Below are 20706 nucleotides of genomic sequence, written 5' to 3' on the forward strand. Positions count from 1 at the left end.
CCATTTCAATTGCTGGGCAAGAATGGCCTGCCGAGACAGGCCGGTGCATTGGAAGAAGCATCACGCCGGATCGATATCAGCACCAGCACGATGACGGTGGCAAGATAGGGCATGGCAGCCCAGAGCTCGGCCGGTATGGCGGACAGTGGCCCACCGCCAGCCTTGGCATAAAGCTCCATGGTCATCACCAGTCCGAACAGATAGGCGCCGGCCAGCAGCCGGAACGGCTTCCAGCTGGCAAACACAACCAGCGCCACGGCAATCCAGCCCCGCCCGGCAGTCATGCGCTCCGCCCATTGCGGGGTCAGAAGCAAGGGGAAACAAGCCCCGGCAATTCCAGCCATGGCGCCCCCAAAGGCTACTGCACCATAGCGCACCGCGACCACGGAATAGCCGATGGAATGGGCAGAATGGTCATTCTCCCCCACCGCACGCAGGATCAGGCCAGCGCGCGACTTCTTCAGAAACCACCAGACCGCAAAGACCATGGCGAGCGAAAAGTAGACAAGTGCGGAATAGCCAAAGAGCACCCGCCAGATCGGATGCGTCGCCAGTTCCGAAGGAAATAGTGGCCCTAGCAACGTCACCGGCCGAGCGGAATAGCCCTGTCCCGCCAAAGCGGAAAACCCTGTGCCGAAGATGGTCAGGGCGAGACCCGTTGCGGTCTGGTTAGCCGAGAGGCTGAGCGTGAGAAAGGCAAAGATCATGGACGTTGCCAGTCCAGCTCCGGCCGCAAGCAGGATAGCCAGGTAGTGGTTGCCGGTAGTGAAAACCACGACGAAGCCGGTAATGGCACCCACCAGCATCATGCCCTCGACGCCCAGGTTAAGCACGCCGGATTTTTCGACAACAAGTTCGCCCAGGGCCGCAATCAGGATCGGGGTTGATGCGCCGACCACGGTGATAATGATGGCAATGGTCAATTCCAGAGTCATACTCGCGCCTCCGTCTGCGGCACCACCCGCTTGAGGCGATAGCGCACCAGAATGTCCCCCGCGAGCAAGAAGAACAGCATCATGGCCTGGAACACGCCTGTTGCCGAGTTCGACAGTCCGATTGTGGTTTGAGCCACTTCACCACCTACGAAGGTGATGGCCATGACGATACCGGCAAAGATTACGCCCAGCGGATTCAACCGGCCTAGGAACGCAACGATAATTGCGGTGAAGCCATAGTTGGTCGGGAACCCCGGCACCATGCGCTGAAAAGGTCCGGCCACCTCGAGCATGCCCGCTAGCCCTGCCAATCCACCACTGACGAGCAAGGCCAGCCAGATCGTCTTGTTCTCCGAGAACCCGCCATAGCGGGCCGCATGCGGCGCCGCCCCGACAACGCGCATCTGGTAGCCAAATACCGAGCGCGACATGATGAACCAGGCGATCAGCGCAACGATGACGGCGATTGGAACACCCGCGTGGACGATTGTTCCGGGGAAGATGTTGGGCAACAGCGCCTCGCTGGCAAAACGCCGCGTCTGCGGAAAGCCCATGCCCATAGGGTCCTTCCAGGGCGCACGGACCAGATAATAGATCAATTGCACCGATGCATAGGTCAGCATCAGCGAGGTCAGGATTTCATTAACATTGAGCCGGGTCTTGAGCAGCGCCGGAATAGCGCCATAGGCAGCGCCACCGGCCATCCCGGCCAGCATCATTGCAGGCAAGGTCCACCAGCCGCCAGATCCATGGCTGGCCAGCGCCACCCAGGTCGCAGCCAACCCGCCCATGATGTACTGGCCCTCGGCACCGATGTTCCACACATTGGCGCGGTAGGCGATGGAAAGCCCCACCCCGATGATGATCAGCGGCGCCGCTTTCACACCAAGGTCTTGCCACTTGTAGCTATTCGTCAGCGGCGTCAGGAATATTTCCCGTACCGCGCCGATCCCGTCAAAGCCAATCGCGGAAAAGATGATGGCCCCTATGACCATCGTCAGAAAAACTGCCGCGACGGGCGTGGCATAGAGCATGAAGCGCGACGGCTCACGGCGTTTTTCCAGGCGGAATTGCATCATGCGGCCTCCTCGCCGTGAACACCGCCCATCAGCAAACCGATCTCCTCGACGCTGAAGTCGCCAAGCGGCCGGCTTGCGCTCAAGCGCCCCATATTGATGACGGCCAGTGTGTCGCTGAGCGCCCGCAATTCGTCGAGGTCCTGGCTGATTACCACGATGGCCGAACCAGCTGTGGCCAGATTAACTAGCGCCTGGTGAATGGCAGCCGCTGCACCCGCATCGACCCCCCAGGTCGGCTGGCTGACCACCAGCACAGTCGGCTTCTGCAGGATTTCCCGACCCATGATGTACTTCTGGAGATTACCGCCCGAAAGCGACCCGGCGGTCGCCGCCGGACCCAGCGCCTTGACGGCAAAATCGGCGATGACCTTGCCGGTATAGGTATTGGCAGCGCCAGAGTTGATCAATCCCAGCATCACCATGCCGAGCCGATCGCGCGCGGTCAGCACTGAATTGTCCGATAGGGAGAAATCGCCCACCGCGGCATGACCGTTTCGTTCCTCTGGCACGGCACACAATCCGTGCCGGCGGCGCTCCGTGGTGTCCATCAGACCAATGGCGCGCCCGTCGATGGAAATGGCTTCACGCTCCTCACCCTTGAGTTCGCCCGAAAGCGCATCGAGCAGGGCGTTCTGCCCATTGCCTGCCACCCCGGCAATCCCAAGAATTTCCCCCGATCGCACGGTGAAGCTGACATCCGTCACCGGCACGTCGAAATCGCCGGTTTTTCTGGTGGTCAGCCCGTTCACCACCAGTTTCGGTTCGCCAAAGCGGCGCCCCTCAGGCTTGATGATATCCTTCAACCCCGTGCCGATCATCTTCTCGGCCATGGAGCGGCTAGTTTCGGCCTTCGGATCGCAGGTATCGACCAGCTTGCCGCCCCGCAAAATCGTGGCGGTATCGCACAAGGCTTTGATTTCATGCAGCTTGTGGGAAATGTAGAGGATCGAACAGCCTTCGCTGGCGAGCTGGCGCAGCACGGTGAACAACTGATCCACCTCCTGCGGCGTGAGCACCGAGGTTGGCTCATCCATGATCAGCAATTTCGGGTTCAATAACAGCGCCCGCACGATCTCGATGCGCTGCCGCTCGCCGACTGAGAGAGTGGCTACCGTCCGATGCGGATCGAGTAGCAGGCCATAGGTCTGCATGACCTCGCGAATGCGGGCTTCAAGCTCACGAGACGGGATTTTCGCGTCCATCCCCAGAGCGATATTTTCTAGTACGGTCAGGGCTTCGAATAGCGAAAAATGCTGGAAAACCATGCCGATGCCCAGTCGGCGGGCCGCCTTGGGGTTCGGCACCAGGACCGGCTCGCCATTCCAGCGGATCTCCCCGCTATCGGGCTGCATGATGCCGTAGATCATCTTGACCAGGGTGGATTTGCCCGCGCCATTCTCGCCCAGCAGAGCATGAATTTCACCAGGCTTGACCGCGAACGACACATGGTCATTGGCCAGAACGCCGGGAAACTGCTTGGTGATGCCGCGCAACTCGAGCCGGTTGGGCATATCAAAATCCACTCGTCACCCCCAAACCTTTGGGGGTGGACACCTGCCCGACAGAAACTTCCCTTGCCCCAATGTGGACCATAATTTCAGCCGCCGCCAGTGCCGCAATAACCGAAGGCCGTTTATCCCCAAGCCCTTGCGCGCCAATAGGTAAAATTAGACGTTCCAGATTCTGCCGACCGCCCCCCTGCTCGACATACCAACTCGCGAATTTTGCGCGCTTGGTCCGTGAGCCCACCATGCCAATATAAGGACAATCGGGGCGCGCCAGCGCTTCATTGGCAATCAGGAAATCCAGCGCATGATCATGGGTCAGGATGACATAGGCGCTGCCCGCTGGCGCGGACCTAACCACCGCCTCCGGCATGGCCACTCGCCTATGGGGGATGCCGGGCGGCAACGCATCCAACTCGTCCTGTCGCGTGTCGATCACCTCGACCTTGACCGGCAGTAGCGAAAGGATTTGCGCTAGCACCCGTCCGACATGGCCGGCACCGAACACATAGACTGAAGCAGCAGAGGCGTCTTCGTCCACTACCCTGGCTATTGCATTGCGCCGGACGGCATCGTCCACATAGCGAAGCGTGACCGTCACCCGTCCGCCGCAACATTGGCCGATCTCGGGCCCCAACGGCACATCCATGGCCTCCCCGGCCCGCCCCTCAGCAATCAAGCGCCGTGCGTGCTCGATGACCATATATTCGAGCGCACCACCCCCGATGGTACCGAAGATCGCCCCTGTCCCTACCAGCATGAAAGTGCCCTGCTCCCGGGGCGAGGACCCACGCACCGAAGTCAGTTCGCACGCAATCGCATCAGGATTGGCAGCGAAAAAGACTTCAAGGGCGGCGGAAGCGGTCATGTCAGCTGATCCGGGCCTTTCTCATGCGCTCAACGCCCATCAGCACCCGCTCTGGCGTCACCGGCATATCGAGCCGGGGCGCTATGGCATAGTCGGCCACACTTGCAACCGCCATGCCCAATGCCTCGACAACGCTGATTGCCAGCATCAAAGGCGGCTCTCCAACCGCCTTGGAACGGCCGATGGTCGGCTCTCTATTCACCGACCATTCGGCCAGTTGCACATTAAAAATCGGAGGAACATCGGAGGCTAGTGGGATCTTGTAGGTCGATGGCGCATGGGTGCGCAATTGGCCCTCGTCATCCCACACCAGCTCTTCTGTGGTCAGCCACCCCATGCCCTGGATGAACCCGCCTTCTACCTGGCCGATATCAATGGCCGGGTTCAGCGATTTGCCCACATCGTGCAGAATATCGACGCGGTCCACCGTATATTCTCCGGTCAGCGTATCGATGGTAACCTCGCTGACTGATGCACCATAGGCAAAATAATAGAACGGGTGGCCGCGCCCGGTTGCCCGATCCCAGTGGATTTTCGGCGTCTTGTAAAAGCCGGCTGCGGAAAGCTGCACCCGGTTCATATAGGCAGAGGCTGCCAGTTCGGCGAAGGGAACGTGTCTCTCGCCGACATCCAGCCCACCGGTGACCCAGCGACAGTCGGCTTCCTCTGCGTCATACAGCTTTGCCGCATGGGTCAGCATGCGTGCCTTGATCTGCTCGCAGGCATCCCAGGCCGCCATGCCGTTGAGATCCGAGCCGGACGAGGCGGCCGTAGCAGACGTATTGGGCACCTTGCCGGTCGAGGTTGCCATGATCTTGACGGTATCGAGGTTGACCCCGAATGCCTCGGCCACCACCTGCGCCACCTTGATATAGAGCCCCTGCCCCATCTCGGTGCCGCCATGACTCAAATGGATCGAACCGTCCCTGTAGACATGCACCAGCGCGCCTGCCTGGTTGTACCAGGTGGCGGTAAAGGAGATGCCGAACTTCACCGGCGTCAGCGCAATACCTTTCTTGAGCACGGCACTCGACTTGTTGAAGTCCAGCACGGCTTGGCGCCGGGCCTGATAGTCAGAAGACGCCTCCAGCTCTTCCACCACCCGATGGATGATGTTGTCCTCCACCCTCTGGTGGTAGGGCGTCACATTGTTGGTATCCGTGCCGTAGAAATTCGCCTTGCGGATTTCCAGCGGATCTTTACCCAGCGCATAGGCGATGTCTTCTACCCAGCGCTCGGCCGCCACCATGCCCTGCGGGCCGCCAAATCCGCGAAAGGCGGTATTGGACACCGTATTGGTATAGAGCGGTTCGGACCGCGCCCGCACTGCCGGATACCAATAGGCATTGTCGCAATGAAATAGCGCCCGATCGGTCACCGGACCGGTCAGATCGGCCGAGAACCCGCCTCGCGCGCCATAGACAGCGTCGACGGCAAGGATCTTGCCGTCCTCGTCATAGCCGACATCATAGTCGACCACGAAATCGTGCCGCTTGCCGGTCGCGCTCATATCGTCATCGCGGTCAGGACGGATCTTGCAGGCCCGGTTCCATTTCTTGGCCGCCAGCGCAGCCACCACGGCAAACAGGTTGCCCTGGGTTTCCTTGCCGCCAAAGCCGCCGCCCATGCGGCGCACATTGATGGTCACGGCGTTCTGCCGGATACCCAGCGCATGGGCCACGATCAACTGCACTTCGCTCGGATGCTGGGTCGAGGAATGCACCGTAACGTCTTCATCCTCGCCCGGTACTGCGAGCGCGATCTGGCCTTCCAGATAGAAGTGGTCCTGCCCGCCAATGGCGACGGCACCCTTGGCGCGGTGCGGCGCGGCAGCCAGGCCTGCCTCGACGTCGCCCCGTTCGAGCTTGAGCGGCTTGGTCACCTGCTGCCCACCGGCCGCCTGGGCCGAACGAACGTCCGTGAAAAAAGGCAAATCCTGGTAGTCAACTTTGGCCAGGTGCGCGGCGCGGCGCGCCTGGTCACGCGTTTCGGCGATCACCGCGAATATGGGCTGTCCCCAGAAGTGCACTTCGCCATTGGCAAACAACGGCTCGTCATGCACATGCGCCGAGCTGATATCGAGTTCGCCTGGCACGTCGTCATTGGTCAGCACGCCGATCACACCGGGCGCTGCCAATACCTCGGAGAAGTCCATACCGAGGATCTCGGCATGCGGCCTGGTCGAAAGCCCCAGATAAGCATGCATCGTGCCCACCGGCTCGACCATATCGTCGATATATTCAGCCGTGCCGGTTACATGTTTCGGACCACTGTCGTGTCGCGTAGGCACATGGAGTGTGGCGAGAGAGATATCGCTCTGCTTGTTCATCACGCCACCTCCCTCGCCAGACGCTCACTCCGCTCCTGTGTCCACAGGAAGAAACGCTTGAGCAGGTTCTGTGCTGCAAGCATGCGATAATCGGCCGATGCGCGCATGTCGCTGATCGGCTGATAATCTTCGGCGAAGGCAGCTATGGCCGCCTCGATGGTCTCCATCGACCAGGCCTGACCAATCAGTGCCGCTTCTACCGCCCGGGCACGCTTGGGCGTCGCCGCCATACCGCCGAACGCAATGCGCGCCATACCCACCCGGCCGGCATCATTGACGAAGACCCGAAACGCACCGCATAGCGCCGAAATATCCTCCTCGCGCCGCTTGGAGAGCTTGTAGGTGGCAAACTTCTCCCCGGCGGGCAACAAGGGCAAAGTTATGCTCTCGACGAATTCACCCGGCTGGCGATCCTGTTTGCCATAGGCCAGAAAATAATCTTCGAGCTTGATTTCGCGCCGGTGCACACCCTTGCGCAAATGCAGCTTGGCACCCAGGGCAATGAAGGGCGGCGGCGTGTCACCGATGGGCGAACCATTGGCGATATTACCCCCAATTGTCCCCATATTGCGTATCTGTTCGCCTGCAATACGGTCCCACAACTCCACCAGTTCGGGAAATCTTGACGCGATGACCGGTAGCGCCTCCGTATAGGATACCCCGGCATAGAATCGCACTTCGCTGTCATTCTCGGCGATGCGCTTCAACTCCTGCAGATGCCCGATAAAGATCACCGGCCCGATGTCGCGCATGAACTTGGTGACCCACAAGCCCACATCGGTCGATCCCGCAACGATACGAGCTTCCGGATTTGCCTCGTATACGGCCGCGAAATCATCGAGCGAAGCCGGTATGATGACGCGATTGCTGCCCTCGCCGATTTCGACGCGGCGACCATCGTGCATTGCCTGGAGCGTTTCCTTGACCGCGATGCGTTCGGCCAAGAGCGGATCGCCCTCCGGTCCGCCGTAGGTGCCCATCTTCTCGCCAGCGCGGATGATTGGCGCATAGCCGGTACAGCGGCAAAGATTGCCTTGCAACGCCCTCTCGATGGCCGCCCGCGACGGTTCGGGATTGCGCATCCAGAGGCCGTAAAGGCTCATCACGAAACCCGGCGTGCAGAAGCCGCATTGCGAACCATGATGATCCACCATGGCCTGCTGCACCGGATGAAGTGCACCGTTCTCGCCGCGCAGATGCTCGATGGTCACCACATGAGTACCATGCAGGCTGCCGACAAAGCGGATGCAGGCAGTCACTGAGTCATAGATGACTTCGTCATCCATCAGCCGTCCAACCAGCACCGTGCAGGCGCCACAATCTCCCTCGGCACAGCCTTCCTTGGAGCCACGCAGCCGCCGCTCCAGCCGAAGCCAGTCAAGCAGGGTCAGGTCAGGCGGCACATCGGTCAGTGTCACCTCTTCCCCATTGAGCAGGAATTTCAAGGCATTGGCGACTTCGACCATGGCTTAGCTCCCCCGATAGGTAGAATAGGCGAAGGGGCTGACCAGCAGCGGCACGTGATAGTGCTTGTCTTCGGAAATGGTAAAGCGGATCGGCACCACATCCAGGAATGGAGTTTCGATCTCTACGCCGACACGTTCAAAATATTGCCCCACATGGAAACGGATTTCGTACTCGCCGTGCTGAAACTCCTCACTCAGCAGCGGTTGATCCACCCGCCCATCCGCGTTGGTATAGCTGTCCAGCAGGTGATGGGTGTGATCGCCATGCACATAATGCAGCTCCAAACGCATACCGCGCGCTGGGCGACCATGCATGGTATCAAGGACATGGGTGGTGAGGGCTCCGCCCATCTTGCTGCTCCGTATTGGTTCCCCGACAGCCACAATAGCACGGGCACTTGCTCTTGATACTCTCAAATTGGGAGCATTATGCTGCCAATTTGGCAACAAGAGGACAATGACATGGACCCGCGCACACCACCGGAAAGACCGCGCGAGCATGCTTTGTCGGCAAGCCTGCTGGCGCGGGTTTTCCACCAGCCATCGCTGATCTATTTCAACGCCGTCGCCACCCATCTGTCCATCCGCGAGGCCGCGCGGCGGCTCAACATAGCCTCATCGGCCGTCACTCGGCAGGTCGCGCAACTCGAGGATGCGCTGGGCATCGAACTGTTCCTGCGCGAAAAGCGGCGCCTGCGCCTCTCACCCGCCGGCGAAATCCTGTTCCGCCATTCGCGCCGCCTTGCCGCCCCAATGGAAGCGGCTGTATCGGAGATCGAATTGCTCCGCGGTGTCAGGGCCGGCTCGGTCCGCATCGCAACGGCCGAAAGCGTTGGTCTGTCCTTCCTGCCCCAACTCATAAGCGATTTCGGCAAGCGCTACCCGCGTCTCAATCTCGATGTCTCCATCATTTCCTCGGCCGAAGTGGTCGAGCGCCTGGTCGAGGAGCGTATCGATATCGGCTTTGGCTTCATCGCCAAGCCGCCCCGGCAGGTGGACGTGGCCTTTCGCCGCGATGTTTCCATCGGCGCCGTGATGGCGCCCGATCATCCCCTGGCGGGCGTCAGAAACCTGACAATGGCGCAGTGCCTCGAGCATCCCCTCGCCGTCGGAAAGCCAGAAATTTCGATCCGCGAAGTGATTGAACCCTTCCTCCATTCCTCGGCAAACATCACACCGCCTTTGGTGGAAGTAAACTCCATCCGCTTGCTGGTCGAACTCGCCCTGGGTGGCCATTACGCCTCAATCATGACCCCGATCGGCGCGCAGAACGAGATCGCGGCTGGCCGGCTCCTGTTCCGGCCACTGCACGATGATGGTCTGCCCACGAACCGTTTTGGGATTCTGGTGCGCTCAGGCAGCGCCCTCCACCTCGCACCGGCGATTTTCTTTGAACACGCCAAGACCTTCTTCGAAGGCCTTTCGCTCCCAGGCGCCATTTGAATGCAGTCGGGATTGACATCCATAGCCAATGAGCTATTGGTTTAATCCATAGCCGTTCATGAATGGATTGAAATGAACAACCATCAGGATGCCTTGTTCCGATCGCTGGCCGACCCCACCAGGCGCGCCATTTTCGAACAGCTCTGCAAGCAAGGCGAGCAAACTGTTGGCACGTTGACCGGTTTTGCCGGCGTCGCTCAGCCGACCGTTTCGAAACATTTAGCCGTGCTCAAGCAGGCCGGTCTGGTGCGTGATCGCCACGAAGGCCGTCAGACCCATTATTCCGCGCAGGTCCAGGCGCTCGCGCCGCTGATGGACTGGACCAAGGAAATGACAAACTTCTGGGAGGCACGGCTCGATGCCCTCGAAAATTTGCTCACAAGGATGGATCAATGACCCGTTTCATCCGTGCGTTTCACCGTTGGACCTCGATGATCTTTACCCTGACGGTGATCGCCAATTTCGTCGCCATCGGCTTCCTGGGTCAGGCCGGCGTGCCCCCGCTTGTGACCTTCTCGCCGCTACTGCCGCTCTTCCTCCTGCTGTTCTCGGGCCTGTTCATGTTCGTCCAGCACTATGCGCACCGCCGCGCAGGCCTGAACCATGTCTGATGCCAAACCCAAGCGTCCGCCGCTCAAGCCTGGGCCTGACGGCATCGTCCGGCTCTCCGGCGGCAATCCCCAGATCGCCAAGGGCTATGGCAACGAAGTGGTTCAGAAATACATCGACGCCATGTCCGGCTGGCAGAGCGATGTCGGCCGTAAACTGGACGCCATCATCGAGCAGACAGTTCCCGGCATCCAGAAGGCGGTCAAATGGAACACGCCTTTCTACGGGTTGGAGCAGGACATCTACTTCGTCAGCTACCACTGCATGACCAAGTACGTGAAAGTGGCCTTCCACAATGGCGCGGAACTGCGCCCATTGCCGCCAGGTACTTCGAAACAGGCCAAGGTGCGCTATCTCGACATCTATGAGAACGACACTCTGGACGAAGATCAGTTCGCCGACTGGGTGAGACAGGCCAGCAAGCTGCCCGGCGAAAAGGTGTAAGGAGTTGGATTGTGACATTCTTCAAGAACAGCGCCGCAGATCTTGCCACCGGCGCAACGCCAAGCGAGCTGATCGACAAGCGCATTGCCGACCTGCCGGATTGGCGGGGCGGCAAATTGGCCCAGATTCGCAAGCTGATCCACGAGGCCCTGCCTGATGTGGAAGAAGAATGGAAATGGGGCAAGCCCGTCTGGTCTCACAATGGGATCCTGTGCACGGGCGAAGTCTACAAGGCGGCGGTGAAATCCACTTTCCCCAAGGGTGCCTCGCTTGAGGATCCAGATCACCTGTTCAATGCCAGCCTCGAAGGCAATGTTCGCCGTGCCATCGATTTCTTCGAGAGCGAGGCCATCGACGAACCCGCCTTCAAGGCACTGATTCAGGCCGCCGCTATGGCCAATGGCGAAGCTGCCTCCAAACGTGCCCGGAAATAGGATCTCTGGCATGACCACCGCAACCCAAACCCGCTCCGTCATCGTCGAGCGCGAAATCCCCCAGCCACTATCCAAAGTCTGGAAGGCGTTGACCCGGTCACACCTGATCTCGGAATGGCTGATGGCCAATGATTTTGATCTCAGGGTCGGCCACCAATTCAAGCTCCGCGGCGTATGGGGCGGCGTTCTCGATTGCGAGGTACTTTCCTTCGAGCCGGAACGCTCTCTTTCATACGCCTGGGATCACGATAATGACGACCCACTTTACGCACTCAAAAGCGTGGTTACCTACACCCTGACCCCGACCGATACCGGCACCCTTCTGCGCGTGGAGCGGGCTGGATTCCGCACCGAGCAGAAGCAGGCCTATGGCGGTGCCCATGCCGGCTGGAAGCAATTCCTCGAGAAGCTGGAAGCGGTTGCAGCGATCGGCGGTTGACGTCCCTCTGTGGAGACAAGCGCCGCTTCAGTCTAGCGCAGGGGCGGCGCTTCTGCTTACCATTGAGCCTCCCGCCTGACGCAGAAGAGACTCATCCATGAACCGATATCCCCGCGACATGCATGGCTACGGCCAAACCCCGCCCCATGCCAATTGGCCTGGTGGCGCCCATGTCGCGGTGCAGTTCGTCCTCAACTACGAGGAAGGTGGGGAGAACAACATCCTGCATGGCGACGATGCGTCGGAGGCTTTCCTGGTCGACGTGCTGGGCGCGGCACCCTGGCCGGACCAGCGCCATGCCAATGTGGAATCCATGTATGAATATGGGGCCCGCGCCGGTTTTTGGCGGCTGCATCGGCTGTTCACCGAAGCGAACCTGCCCCTGACAATCTATGGCGTTGCGACGGCCCTGATGCGCGCGCCGGCCCAGCTTGCAGCCATGCAGGAAGCGGGCTGGGAAATTGCCAGCCATGGCCTGAAATGGGTGCAGCACAAGGACATGCCGGCCGCCGAAGAAAGCGCCCAGATCGCCGAAGCGGTCCGGCTGCACACCATCGCCACCGGCTCGCGCCCGCTCGGCTGGTACACCGGCCGCTCCAGCCTCAACACGGTTGACCTCGTGGCCGACCACGGTGGCTTCGCCTATATTTCGGACACCTATGACGATGACCTGCCCTATTGGAAGGTGATCGGCGGCAAGCCTCAGCTCATCATTCCCTATACGCTCAGCGCCAACGACATGCGCTTTGTCACGGCGCCCGGCTTCGACAATGGGGAGGAGTATTTCACCTTCCTCAAGGACAGTTTCGATTGCCTCTATGCCGAAGGCCAGGCAGGGTCACCCAAAATGATGTCGATTGGTCTGCACTGCCGACTGATCGGTCAACCCGGCCGCTATCAGGGCCTCAAGAAATTCATCGACTACATCACGGGCTTCGACAAGGTCTGGATCCCCACCCGCCTCGACATCGCCCGGCACTGGGCCAAGGAGCACCCCTATAAGGCGCCTGAAGTGATCCCCAGCCAACTTGACCGCGCTGAGTTCATTGCCCGCTATGGCTCGATCTTCGAACACTCGCCCTGGATTGCCGAGCGGGCCTGGGAGGCCGAAATGGGGCCGGCAAATGACACGGCAATTGGCCTGCATTTTGCTTTGCGAACCCAGTTCCGCATGGCCACACCCGAAGAGCGCCTGGCTGTCCTCAAAGCCCACCCGGACCTTGCCGGCAAGCTTGCCGCCGCCAAGCACCTGACCGCCGAATCTACCGCCGAACAAGCTTCGGCAGGTCTCGACGCCCTGACCGATGACGAGCGCAACAAGTTCACCACGCTCAACAACGCCTATGTCGAAAAATTCGGCTTCCCGTTCATCATTGCCGTCCGGGACCACAGCAAGCAGTCAATTCTGGAGAACTTCGAGAAGCGCATCGCCAATACGGCCGCCGAAGAATTCGCCACGGCCTGCGCGCAAGTCGAGCGCATCGCGCTGCTGCGCCTGCAGGCCATCCTGCCCTAGGGTGTTGTATCCAAACGCAGCAAGTGAACAATACCAGCTGGGTTGAAGAACCAGCCGGCCGTCATTGTCTCGGGCAGTGGCTCAATGCCATCATCGCGGACAATACCCGCCTGCTCCAACTTCTGCGCCGCCGCCCCGAAGTCTTTGCTCACCAGTTCGAGCCAGATTTCCGCACGACTGAGCTGGGGGACGCGATCGATCCAAAGCCGGTTCGGGCCGAACCTGAACGACACATCTGCTCCCCCCTCAATCTCCTCGCATTCCAGAGTCTCGCGGTAAAAAGCGACAACCCCGTCGTACTGATGCGCGGGCACTTTCATGGCGATATTCACGCCGCCAGCAATGCACGTCATTTGTAGAACCCCTCGCGCAGATTGATGCCGTGCTCCACCCACACGCGCATGGCACAGAGCATGCCGGTCCAGCCCTCACAATTGCCATATGACGCCTTCTGCCCGGCCTCGTTCTCGCGCCAACCTGCCTCATGGATCGGAACCAAGGTCCGCCCGTCTTCGAGTGACTCAAAACCCATTGTAACCGTTGTCTGGTAGTTGCCAGCCGGGTCGTCATCCGGCGGTGCGTCCCAGGTCAGCACGATCTTCTTGTTGGGCACGACTTCCACGACATTCACCGGAAACGCGCCGGGAAAATCGAGGAAATCCCAGGTTACCGTTGCGCCAGTTTCCAGCCGCCCCTTGGCACCACCGGTGGTGAAATAAAGCGAGAGCTGCGTCGGATCGGCGACAGCGTCGAACACCTCATGCACCGGGCGCGAAATGCGCCCTCGAACGGTAAATTCATAGGCCATCAGACCCTCCATCTGCTTGACGTCTGAGATCATATGTTATAATTATATAACATGTCAAACGACGATGCATATGACCTAATTTTCAAGGCCCTAGGGCACCGGGTGCGCAGGCGCATTCTCGACCTGCTCAAAGCGGAATCCCGCACCACCGGTATGCTGTGCGACCTCATACCCGAGATCGACCGCTGCACGGTGATGCAACATCTGCGCGTGCTGGAAGAAGCCGGGCTGGTCGTCGCTGAAAAGCGAGGGCGCGAGCGCTGGAACCATCTCGACGCCCTGCCCGTCCACGCGATTCACGAACGCTGGATCGGGCCTTATGCGGCTTATGCCGCCGCCATGCTGAGCAAACTCAAGCACAGGGTCGACGCCCGAGGCGCCACCCCATAGCCTCGGCCTTCGCAAACCTCTAAACTCGAGCCAGCACGACACAATTTGAAGCAAGTCATGGTCTCTTCCTACGCCTCTCCCAGTGCCGGCCTGCCCGGTCAGATGGACCTGCACACGGGCCGCGCCACCTTCACCGAGGCCTACGCCCTTATTCCACGCGGGGTGATGCGCGACATTGTCACCTCCTGCCTGCCCCATTGGCGCGATACGCGGCTCTGGGTCATTGCCCGCCCCATGAGCGGCTTTGCCGAGACGTTCTCCCAGTACATTGTGGAAGTGTCGCCCGGCGGTGGGAGCGAGCGGCCAGAAGACAATCCCGGGGCCGAAGGCGTCCTGTTCGTGGTGTCAGGACAGATGACCGTCACCATCGAAGGCAAGACCCATTTGCTCGAAGCGGGCGGCTATGCGTTCCTGCCCCCGGGCTGCGCCTGGAGCCTTGTGAACAAATCCACCGAAACTGTGCGCTTCCATTGGGTGCGCAAGCGCTATGAAGCGGTCGAGGGTATCGCCACGCCCGCAGCCTTTGTCTCCAGCGACAACGACCAGCCGATCCGCTGGATGCCCGACACCAATGAACGTTGGGGCACCACGCGTTTTGTCGAGCCGGATGACGTCCGGCACGACATGCATGTCAACATTGTTACGCTCGAACCCGGCGCGGTCATTCCTTTCGAAGAAACCCATGTTATGGAGCATGGTCTCTACGTGCTCGAAGGCAAGGCGGTCTATCGTCTCAACCGCGACTGGGTGGAAGTGGAAGCAGGCGATTTCATGTGGCTGCGCGCCTTCTGCCCCCAAGCCTGCTACGCCGGTCCCGAACGGTTCCGCTACCTGCTTTACAAGGACGTCAACCGCCACGCCAAACTGCCGTTTTGAGCCATGCCAGCCCACAACACGATCTTCACCGAGCCCCTGACCGCAGAAGCCTTCGCACCCTTCGGCCAGGTTATCCAGACCGAGAACGCCGATCACTATCCGATCAATCTGGGCATGACGGAGCGTTTTCACGACCTGGCCCGGATTGAACTGGAAGGCGACGGAGCCCGGCCCCTGATCTCGATATTCCGCGGACGCCCATACGCCCTGCCGCTCGACTTGCTAATGATGGAACGGCATCCCCTGGGGAGCCAGGCATTCTTCCCCCTCACGGGTCATCCCTGGCTGGTGATTGTTGCGCAGGACAATCGCGGCGAACCAACGCGACTTCGCGCTTTTCGTCCTGTGGCCGGGCAAGGAGTCAACATCGCCATCAATGTCTGGCACGGCGTACTGACACCTCTGGAGAGAACCAGCGAATTTCTCGTGGTTGATCGCGGCGGCGACGGAGACAACCTCGAAGAGCACCACTTCAAGCATCCCTGGACCATCGTGGCAGACCGCCGCGAGTAACCTTGAAACGGTCCATGTCTCGCAACCGTCAGGCGCTTGCTGTAGTTTGTGCAGCAAAGGGATGGAGGCAGAAATGCACCTTTCAAGGCTTATCCAGGCCATTGCACTGCTACTGATGATCCTGTCGGCGCCAGCCATGGCCGCGACCACGCTCAACGGTACCGTGACCTATCGCGAGCGCATGACCCTGCCGGCTGACGCCTGGCTCCGCGTCACCCTGGTCGATTTGGCGACGATGGCCCCTGTCGTGGGGGCGTCAGCCGGCATTCCCGCCAAGGGCCAGGTGCCAATTGGCTTTGCGTTCAATGTGCATTCGCACATCGAAGCGTCAAATGGTGCCTATGGACTGCAAGCCGAGATATCAAGTGCCGGACAGGTACTGTTTCGCACGGCTGTTCCCGTGCCCGTAACCATCGGAGATAGCGCGCCGACCGCGATCATGGTCTATCGAACGCGAACCCAGCCTCCCAGCCCGGAGCCCCCCATTCCCGTCACACCACCAGAACTCTTCGACACGCTCTGGACGGTCACCAGCATCGGCGGCCGGCCGGTCGCTGCGCCGCGACCACCGACCCTCTCGATTGCGCCGGATCATCGCGCAGGTGGGTTCGGCGGGTGCAACAATTACTTCACCGAAGCCAGCATAGACACTGAGGCACTGACATTCGGTCCAGCTGCGGCAACCCGCATGGCCTGCGCACCGGACTTGATGAGTGAAGAGAACGCCTATTTCACGGCGCTGTCCGCCGTGGCATCGTATGAACTCGATGATCAGGGACTGCGGCTGCTCGATGCGGCCGGTGTACCGCTCATCGGGCTTGTACGCACCACGGAGTAGATTGGCTTGGAGACTGCTGAACTGATTTCACGCCTGCTCGACGTCATCGAGAAGGACATTGCCCCCGTCACCGCCAAGGGTGTTGCACGCGGCAACAAGTTGTTCGGCGCAGCCATCCTGAAGAAGTCCGATCTTTCGGTGATCGTGGCCGAAACCAATAACGAGATCGAAAATCCGCTTTGGCATGGTGAAATGCATGCCATCAAGCGCTTTTTCGAACTGCCCGCCGACCAGCGGCCGACCACCAGCGACTGCCTGTTTCTGGCGACTCACGAGCCCTGCTCGCTTTGCCTTTCCGGCATAACCTGGTCAGGCTTTGATAATTTCTATTACCTGTTCAGCCATCAGGACAGCCGCGACGGTTTCGCCATCCCCTACGATATCCAGATCCTCAAGTCCGTCTATGCGGTGCCAGAGCCCGAGACCGGCACCGTGTCCCCCGCGCGCGACCTATACAATCGCAGCAATGATTTCTGGACCAGCCATGGCCTGCAGGACATGATCGCCGGGCTCGCCCGCAGCAATCGTGAGGCGCTATTGGCGCGCATCGACGACCTCAACGCCCTCTATGCCGAATTGTCCGAACGCTACCAGAAGGACAAGGGCGGCAAGGGCATCCCGCTGCCCTAGTCGAGGGACACGGTGACAGCTGGCATGTATTCGCTGCGCGGAGCCTCGGCGAAAGAGGCGGCAAAGGTCAGGAAGCTGATCGACAGAGCGAACAACGCGGTAAGCAAGAGCTGTGACATGACGTGAAGAACCCTCATTCTATTCGTGGCGGTCCGGGCTCACCCCGTTCCGCTCTCGGTTCCTTCTACGCAGGCCGCTTTGAACGCAGGACCTATGCACCATTAATGTGTCATTCATAAATCCCGCCGGGCGCATACCAGCCATGAGGCCCGAACTTTTTACGCCCCCGCGCGTTGCAAGCTATGACCATTAATGTAACCAAAGGGGTAGCCATGTCCGAACTGATCGCACAGTCTGGCGGCGCGGCACCGTTGCTCGCCATTTTCACCGATTTCGACGGCACGCTGGTTGAAATCGCCGAAACACCTGACGCCGTCGACGTCCCCGCCGATCTGGCGGACCAGTTGGACCGGACTGCCCGCGACTTCAATCATGCATTTGCGGTGATCACCGGACGTGAGATTGCCGATATCGACCGCTTTCTGTCCCCACTGCACCTGCCAGTCGCCGGCGCGCATGGCGCCCAAAGGCGCAAAGCGGATGGCACGCTTCTGGCGCTTGATGCAGAGATCACCAGCGCAGCCAAGGCCATCGCCGGAGCAATGGCACCATTGCTTGAAGAACATCCCGAATTGATCCTGGAACCCAAGGACGGCGCCGTTGCGCTGCATTTCCGTCAGGCGCCGGAGCTGGAAGAAGACTGCCTGCTCGCCATGCAGGCGGCCACTGCAGCCCATCCCGGGTTCGCACTCGTGCCGGGCAAAATGGTCATCGAGGCCAGGCCCTCTGGTTTCGACAAGGGCAGCGCCCTTAAGGCTTTCATGCAGGAAGAGCCTTTTGCCGGCCGCACGCCAATATTCATCGGCGACGACACAACCGATGAGGATGGCTTTCGCGCCGCGCAGGAGCTCGGAGGCATCGGCATCAAGCTCGGGCCAGGCAAGACGATTGCTCGCATGCGCATCGCCGACGTTGCATCTGTATATGCGCTGCTTGAGGGCCTGACCCAAATCGTTACTGGGCCGCAGGCAACCAGCAACCTCGCAGACGAAACGCCGATCCTGGCAGAGACGACTGCACACTGACCTGACGACCGTCGGCCCTGCCGGCACACATTTATGTTCAACCAGACACGGGGGCACCAGCCACATGAGCCGCATCGTCATCGTATCGAACCGTACGCCCGGCAAGGGTCCCGCTGCCGGTGGGCTTGCCGTCGCGCTGCGCAAGGTACTGAGCGAAAGGGAGGGCTTCTGGTTCGGCTGGTCTGGCAAGCTGACGGAGCAACCCGCCCGCGAAGCCCGCATTGAGGATATCGATGGCCTCGAGGTCGCACAGATCGATCTCAGCCGTGAAGATCACCACGCCTATTATGCGGGGTTCTCCAATTCCATTCTCTGGCCCAGTTTCCACCTGCGCCTCGACCTGGCAACGATTGAAAGCCACTGGTATGAGGGGTACCGCCGGGTGAACCAGCAATTTGCGAGAGCCCTGCTGCCGCTACTCAAGCTCGATGACGTGGTCTGGGTGCATGACTATCACCTGATCCCCTTAGCGTCAGAATTGCGCCAGCTCGGTGCGCGCAACCGCATCGGCTTCTATCTGCATATTCCATTTCCCACGACTGACGCGCTCTATGCCATTCCGCACCATGAAGAACTCATGCGCGACCTGTCGCGCTATGATCTGGTCGGCATGCAGGCCAAGCGCGACGTCGCAGCGTTCACCGAATTTGCCGAACACCAAGCGCCCTCCACCTTTGGTGGCCACAAGGTGCAGGCGATCGACTTCAGCCGCACCGAGGTAGAGGCCTTCCCCATCGGTTCGGACCCGGATGCCTTTGCCAGGCTCTCCGTCAGCCCTGCCGCCACCAAGATGGTAAATCGTATGAAGCGGGTTCTGGGCGATCAGCGGCTGATCCTGGGTGTGGACAGGCTCGACTATTCCAAGGGCCTGCCGCAACGCGTCGAAGCCTATGAAAAGCTGCTCGCCAACAATGCCCGGTTGCGCCGATCCGTGCATATGTTGCAGGTGGCGCCGCCATCGCGCGACAGCATCAAGGAATACCAGGAAACCAGCGATACGCTGGATGCAATGTGCGGCCGGGTCATGGGACGTTTCGCCGAACCCGACTGGCAGCCCCTGACCTATGTCAAGCGCGCCTATGGTCAACCAAGCCTGGCCGGGCTTTACCGCATGGCTCGTGTGGCCTTGGTCACGCCGTTGCGCGACGGCATGAACTTGGTGGCACATGAATTCGTAGGCTCCCAGAACCCGGAAGACCCAGGCGTGCTGGTCTTGTCGCGCTTTGCCGGTGCGGCCGAGATCTTCCCCGAAGGTCTTCTGGTCAATCCGTTTGATACGGACGAAACCTCCGAGGCCCTGCGCATGGCCCTCGACATGCCACTCGATGAGCGCAAGCAGCGTTGGGCGGCTCTGATGAAATCCGCGCAGAAGCACAATGTCGATGATTGGGCAGTGAGCTTCCTCAACCATCTGACTCAGGGTGGGCCGGACAAGCCCAGCGCCACGCGCGACGTGCTTTATCTCGGCTCCGCGAGCGAGTTGGCTACGCCCCCGAACGCCATGGGGTCCCCGACGCCGCCAGTAGTGTAACCAGCATGCGGTTGGCCGGGGTGGCGATGCCATGTTTTTCGCCCAGCCGCACGATGACCCCGTTGCGGGCTTCGATTTCCATGGGATTGCCCGCCAGCCGGTCAGCATGAATCGAGCCGCCTATCGCGCCCTCCTTCATGGTCCGCATGTTCTCGACGGTGTCCTCTACCACCGATTGAGGCACTTCTGTGCCCTCTGCCCGTCCAACAGCGGCGCATTCTTCAGCCAGAGCGCGAACGATGGCCTCCATGTCATCGGACCAGACCGGCCCGGTGGCCCGCAAGGTCAGCGCCGGAACAATGGCCACACAATTGCTGGTCAACTTGACCCAGAGCTGGGACACAAAATCGGCATGTGCTGCCGCCTCGATTTCCGTCTGGGTAAATAAATCCGCGAACGTCTCGCCATTGTGCCCTGCAGGGACCGCGATGATGCCATTCCGGCTCTGGACGATACGACCGGGCGCGCTGCGCGAAGCCGGCAGGTTGATCATCACCGGCACCAGCCGGTCTACCGGCACAAGGTGAGCAAACAGGCTCACCTGCTCCACTCCGTTCTGGATGATCGCCACCCGCGTTTCCGGCCCGGTTAGAGCCTTGAGCCATGGCGCGGTCGCGTCGGCACTATAGGCTTTGGTCGTGATCAGCACCCAGTCGACCGGCCGGGCCTGTGAGGGGGCTGTCAGAATTTTCGGTGTGGACGTGATCACACCCTGCGGCGTTTCCACCTCCAGATCGGTGATCGGCGTGCGCACGCAGACCGAAACATCAAAGGCTGCGTTCTGGGCCAGCCAGGCAGCAAGGGTGCCCCCGATGGCGCCCGGCCCGACAATGGCGATGGAAATCATGGCAATCCCTTCAGAAATGCAGTGGGCGGCCCGAAGGCCGCCCACTTATCTAACCTAAAAA

The 20706-nt window shown here is 60.4% G+C and carries 25 protein-coding genes; 14 read left to right on the plus strand and 11 right to left on the minus strand.

Translation table 11 applies throughout. The features are described 5' to 3' along the window. Positions 1 to 5 precede the first annotated feature (5 nt). Genes GO014_RS11055 through uraH form a run of 7 tightly spaced genes read right to left on the minus strand, consistent with a single transcriptional unit; the run spans position 6 to position 8533 of the window. Positions 6 to 929 (minus strand): ABC transporter permease, encoded by a 924-nt coding sequence (locus GO014_RS11055; protein WP_210252451.1) that lies wholly within the window; start codon positions 927 to 929, stop codon positions 6 to 8. Between the two features lie 2 nt (positions 930 to 931). After that, the gene (locus tag GO014_RS11060; RefSeq protein WP_246204586.1) at positions 932 to 2014 is read right to left on the minus strand and encodes an ABC transporter permease; all 1083 of its coding nucleotides are present in this window, start codon (positions 2012 to 2014) and stop codon (positions 932 to 934) included. Next, the gene (locus tag GO014_RS11065) at positions 2011 to 3525 is read right to left on the minus strand and encodes an ABC transporter ATP-binding protein (protein WP_157290398.1); all 1515 of its coding nucleotides are present in this window, start codon (positions 3523 to 3525) and stop codon (positions 2011 to 2013) included. The genes GO014_RS11060 and GO014_RS11065 overlap by 4 nt, the downstream gene beginning before the upstream one ends. A 1-nt stretch (position 3526) precedes the next feature. After that, positions 3527 to 4387 carry a xanthine dehydrogenase accessory protein XdhC gene (gene xdhC, locus GO014_RS11070; RefSeq protein ID WP_157290399.1) on the minus strand — a complete coding sequence of 287 codons (861 nt, stop codon included), beginning with the start codon at positions 4385 to 4387 and terminating at the stop codon, positions 3527 to 3529. Position 4388: 1 nt separating this feature from the next. Next, on the minus strand, positions 4389 to 6716 hold the full coding sequence (gene xdhB / locus GO014_RS11075) for a xanthine dehydrogenase molybdopterin binding subunit (protein ID WP_157290400.1): 2328 nt from the start codon (positions 6714 to 6716) through the stop codon (positions 4389 to 4391). After that, the gene (gene xdhA / locus GO014_RS11080) at positions 6716 to 8182 is read right to left on the minus strand and encodes a xanthine dehydrogenase small subunit (RefSeq protein ID WP_157290401.1); all 1467 of its coding nucleotides are present in this window, start codon (positions 8180 to 8182) and stop codon (positions 6716 to 6718) included. Before xdhA ends, xdhB begins: the two co-directional genes overlap by 1 nt. Positions 8183 to 8185: 3 nt before the next feature. Next, the gene (gene uraH / locus GO014_RS11085; protein WP_157290402.1) at positions 8186 to 8533 is read right to left on the minus strand and encodes a hydroxyisourate hydrolase; all 348 of its coding nucleotides are present in this window, start codon (positions 8531 to 8533) and stop codon (positions 8186 to 8188) included. Between the two features lie 111 nt (positions 8534 to 8644). Between uraH and GO014_RS11090 the strand changes: the two genes are divergently transcribed. The 7 genes from GO014_RS11090 to puuE all read left to right on the plus strand — a co-directional run bounded on the left by GO014_RS11090 (position 8645) and on the right by puuE (position 13067). Then, positions 8645 to 9625: a LysR family transcriptional regulator gene (locus tag GO014_RS11090; protein ID WP_179952957.1), complete on the plus strand. Its 981-nt coding sequence runs from the start codon at positions 8645 to 8647 to the stop codon at positions 9623 to 9625. Between the two features lie 72 nt (positions 9626 to 9697). Then, a complete protein-coding gene (locus GO014_RS11095; protein ID WP_157290404.1) occupies positions 9698 to 10021 on the plus strand; it encodes an ArsR/SmtB family transcription factor in 324 nt (107 codons plus the stop codon). Next, positions 10018 to 10236 (plus strand): hypothetical protein, encoded by a 219-nt coding sequence (locus tag GO014_RS11100; RefSeq protein WP_116588945.1) that lies wholly within the window; start codon positions 10018 to 10020, stop codon positions 10234 to 10236. Before GO014_RS11095 ends, GO014_RS11100 begins: the two co-directional genes overlap by 4 nt. Beyond that, positions 10229 to 10678 carry a DUF1801 domain-containing protein gene (locus GO014_RS11105; protein WP_157290405.1) on the plus strand — a complete coding sequence of 150 codons (450 nt, stop codon included), beginning with the start codon at positions 10229 to 10231 and terminating at the stop codon, positions 10676 to 10678. The genes GO014_RS11100 and GO014_RS11105 overlap by 8 nt, the downstream gene beginning before the upstream one ends. A gap of 11 nt (positions 10679 to 10689) precedes the next feature. Continuing rightward, a complete protein-coding gene (locus GO014_RS11110; protein WP_343030918.1) occupies positions 10690 to 11112 on the plus strand; it encodes a DUF1801 domain-containing protein in 423 nt (140 codons plus the stop codon). Positions 11113 to 11122: 10 nt separating this feature from the next. Further along, the gene (locus GO014_RS11115; RefSeq protein WP_157290406.1) at positions 11123 to 11551 is read left to right on the plus strand and encodes an SRPBCC family protein; all 429 of its coding nucleotides are present in this window, start codon (positions 11123 to 11125) and stop codon (positions 11549 to 11551) included. A 97-nt stretch (positions 11552 to 11648) separates the two neighbouring features. After that, positions 11649 to 13067 carry an allantoinase PuuE gene (puuE, locus tag GO014_RS11120; RefSeq protein WP_157290407.1) on the plus strand — a complete coding sequence of 473 codons (1419 nt, stop codon included), beginning with the start codon at positions 11649 to 11651 and terminating at the stop codon, positions 13065 to 13067. Here puuE and GO014_RS11125 read toward each other — a convergent pair. Both GO014_RS11125 and GO014_RS11130 read right to left on the minus strand, forming a co-directional pair. Further along, positions 13064 to 13420 (minus strand): hypothetical protein, encoded by a 357-nt coding sequence (locus GO014_RS11125; RefSeq protein WP_157290408.1) that lies wholly within the window; start codon positions 13418 to 13420, stop codon positions 13064 to 13066. The genes puuE and GO014_RS11125 overlap by 4 nt on opposite strands. After that, on the minus strand, positions 13417 to 13875 hold the full coding sequence (locus GO014_RS11130) for an SRPBCC domain-containing protein (protein WP_157290409.1): 459 nt from the start codon (positions 13873 to 13875) through the stop codon (positions 13417 to 13419). Before GO014_RS11130 ends, GO014_RS11125 begins: the two co-directional genes overlap by 4 nt. 51 nt (positions 13876 to 13926) lie before the next feature. On the opposite strand from GO014_RS11130, the gene GO014_RS11135 reads away from it, so the two are divergent. The 5 genes from GO014_RS11135 (at position 13927) to GO014_RS11155 (ending at position 17122) form a co-directional block, all read left to right on the plus strand. Next, entirely contained in the window at positions 13927 to 14265 is a 339-nt protein-coding gene (locus GO014_RS11135) for an ArsR/SmtB family transcription factor (RefSeq protein WP_116588939.1), read from the plus strand. 57 nt (positions 14266 to 14322) lie between these two features. Then, the gene (locus tag GO014_RS11140; protein ID WP_157290410.1) at positions 14323 to 15141 is read left to right on the plus strand and encodes a bifunctional allantoicase/(S)-ureidoglycine aminohydrolase; all 819 of its coding nucleotides are present in this window, start codon (positions 14323 to 14325) and stop codon (positions 15139 to 15141) included. A gap of 3 nt (positions 15142 to 15144) precedes the next feature. Further along, positions 15145 to 15654, plus strand: a complete 510-nt coding sequence (locus tag GO014_RS11145) for an ureidoglycolate lyase (RefSeq protein WP_157290411.1) — start codon at positions 15145 to 15147, stop codon at positions 15652 to 15654. Positions 15655 to 15727: 73 nt separating this feature from the next. Continuing rightward, positions 15728 to 16492 carry an META domain-containing protein gene (locus GO014_RS11150; protein ID WP_179952958.1) on the plus strand — a complete coding sequence of 255 codons (765 nt, stop codon included), beginning with the start codon at positions 15728 to 15730 and terminating at the stop codon, positions 16490 to 16492. Next, positions 16493 to 17122 carry a nucleoside deaminase gene (locus GO014_RS11155; protein WP_425482080.1) on the plus strand — a complete coding sequence of 210 codons (630 nt, stop codon included), beginning with the start codon at positions 16493 to 16495 and terminating at the stop codon, positions 17120 to 17122. On the opposite strand, the gene GO014_RS19425 is transcribed toward GO014_RS11155, so the two are convergent. Next, the gene (locus GO014_RS19425) at positions 17119 to 17241 is read right to left on the minus strand and encodes a hypothetical protein (RefSeq protein WP_281351199.1); all 123 of its coding nucleotides are present in this window, start codon (positions 17239 to 17241) and stop codon (positions 17119 to 17121) included. The genes GO014_RS11155 and GO014_RS19425 overlap by 4 nt on opposite strands. 213 nt (positions 17242 to 17454) lie before the next feature. On the opposite strand from GO014_RS19425, the gene otsB reads away from it, so the two are divergent. Together otsB and GO014_RS11165 are read left to right on the plus strand one after the other, a co-directional pair. Beyond that, the gene (gene otsB, locus GO014_RS11160; protein ID WP_157290414.1) at positions 17455 to 18267 is read left to right on the plus strand and encodes a trehalose-phosphatase; all 813 of its coding nucleotides are present in this window, start codon (positions 17455 to 17457) and stop codon (positions 18265 to 18267) included. Positions 18268 to 18331: 64 nt separating this feature from the next. Next, positions 18332 to 19798 (plus strand): alpha,alpha-trehalose-phosphate synthase (UDP-forming), encoded by a 1467-nt coding sequence (locus GO014_RS11165; protein ID WP_157290415.1) that lies wholly within the window; start codon positions 18332 to 18334, stop codon positions 19796 to 19798. On the opposite strand, the gene GO014_RS11170 is transcribed toward GO014_RS11165, so the two are convergent. Beyond that, positions 19752 to 20645 (minus strand): 2-dehydropantoate 2-reductase, encoded by an 894-nt coding sequence (locus GO014_RS11170; protein WP_157290416.1) that lies wholly within the window; start codon positions 20643 to 20645, stop codon positions 19752 to 19754. The genes GO014_RS11165 and GO014_RS11170 overlap by 47 nt on opposite strands. Between the last annotated feature and the right edge of the window lie 61 nt (positions 20646 to 20706).

The sequence above is a fragment of the Devosia marina genome (assembly GCF_009758415.1).
GTDB classification, from domain to species: Bacteria; Pseudomonadota; Alphaproteobacteria; order Rhizobiales; family Devosiaceae; genus Devosia; species Devosia marina.

Bases quoted from the DNA above. Each gene is read 5' to 3' on its own strand.
- GO014_RS11060 (WP_246204586.1), bottom strand. From the start codon at position 2,014: ATGATGCAATTCCGCCTGGAAAAACGCCGTGAGCCGTCGCGCTTCATG.
- GO014_RS11065 (WP_157290398.1), bottom strand. From the start codon at position 3,525: ATGCCCAACCGGCTCGAGTTGCGCGGCATCACCAAGCAGTTTCCCGGC.
- xdhC (WP_157290399.1), bottom strand. From the start codon at position 4,387: ATGACCGCTTCCGCCGCCCTTGAAGTCTTTTTCGCTGCCAATCCTGAT.
- xdhB (WP_157290400.1), bottom strand. From the start codon at position 6,716: ATGAACAAGCAGAGCGATATCTCTCTCGCCACACTCCATGTGCCTACG.
- xdhA (WP_157290401.1), bottom strand. From the start codon at position 8,182: ATGGTCGAAGTCGCCAATGCCTTGAAATTCCTGCTCAATGGGGAAGAG.
- uraH (WP_157290402.1), bottom strand. From the start codon at position 8,533: ATGGGCGGAGCCCTCACCACCCATGTCCTTGATACCATGCATGGTCGC.
- GO014_RS11090 (WP_179952957.1), top strand. From the start codon at position 8,645: ATGGACCCGCGCACACCACCGGAAAGACCGCGCGAGCATGCTTTGTCG.
- GO014_RS11095 (WP_157290404.1), top strand. From the start codon at position 9,698: ATGAACAACCATCAGGATGCCTTGTTCCGATCGCTGGCCGACCCCACC.
- GO014_RS11100 (WP_116588945.1), top strand. From the start codon at position 10,018: ATGACCCGTTTCATCCGTGCGTTTCACCGTTGGACCTCGATGATCTTT.
- GO014_RS11105 (WP_157290405.1), top strand. From the start codon at position 10,229: ATGTCTGATGCCAAACCCAAGCGTCCGCCGCTCAAGCCTGGGCCTGAC.
- GO014_RS11115 (WP_157290406.1), top strand. From the start codon at position 11,123: ATGACCACCGCAACCCAAACCCGCTCCGTCATCGTCGAGCGCGAAATC.
- puuE (WP_157290407.1), top strand. From the start codon at position 11,649: ATGAACCGATATCCCCGCGACATGCATGGCTACGGCCAAACCCCGCCC.
- GO014_RS11125 (WP_157290408.1), bottom strand. From the start codon at position 13,420: ATGACGTGCATTGCTGGCGGCGTGAATATCGCCATGAAAGTGCCCGCG.
- GO014_RS11130 (WP_157290409.1), bottom strand. From the start codon at position 13,875: ATGGCCTATGAATTTACCGTTCGAGGGCGCATTTCGCGCCCGGTGCAT.
- GO014_RS11135 (WP_116588939.1), top strand. From the start codon at position 13,927: ATGTCAAACGACGATGCATATGACCTAATTTTCAAGGCCCTAGGGCAC.
- GO014_RS11140 (WP_157290410.1), top strand. From the start codon at position 14,323: ATGGTCTCTTCCTACGCCTCTCCCAGTGCCGGCCTGCCCGGTCAGATG.
- GO014_RS11145 (WP_157290411.1), top strand. From the start codon at position 15,145: ATGCCAGCCCACAACACGATCTTCACCGAGCCCCTGACCGCAGAAGCC.
- GO014_RS11150 (WP_179952958.1), top strand. From the start codon at position 15,728: ATGCACCTTTCAAGGCTTATCCAGGCCATTGCACTGCTACTGATGATC.
- GO014_RS19425 (WP_281351199.1), bottom strand. From the start codon at position 17,241: ATGTCACAGCTCTTGCTTACCGCGTTGTTCGCTCTGTCGATCAGCTTC.
- otsB (WP_157290414.1), top strand. From the start codon at position 17,455: ATGTCCGAACTGATCGCACAGTCTGGCGGCGCGGCACCGTTGCTCGCC.
- GO014_RS11165 (WP_157290415.1), top strand. From the start codon at position 18,332: ATGAGCCGCATCGTCATCGTATCGAACCGTACGCCCGGCAAGGGTCCC.
- GO014_RS11170 (WP_157290416.1), bottom strand. From the start codon at position 20,645: ATGATTTCCATCGCCATTGTCGGGCCGGGCGCCATCGGGGGCACCCTT.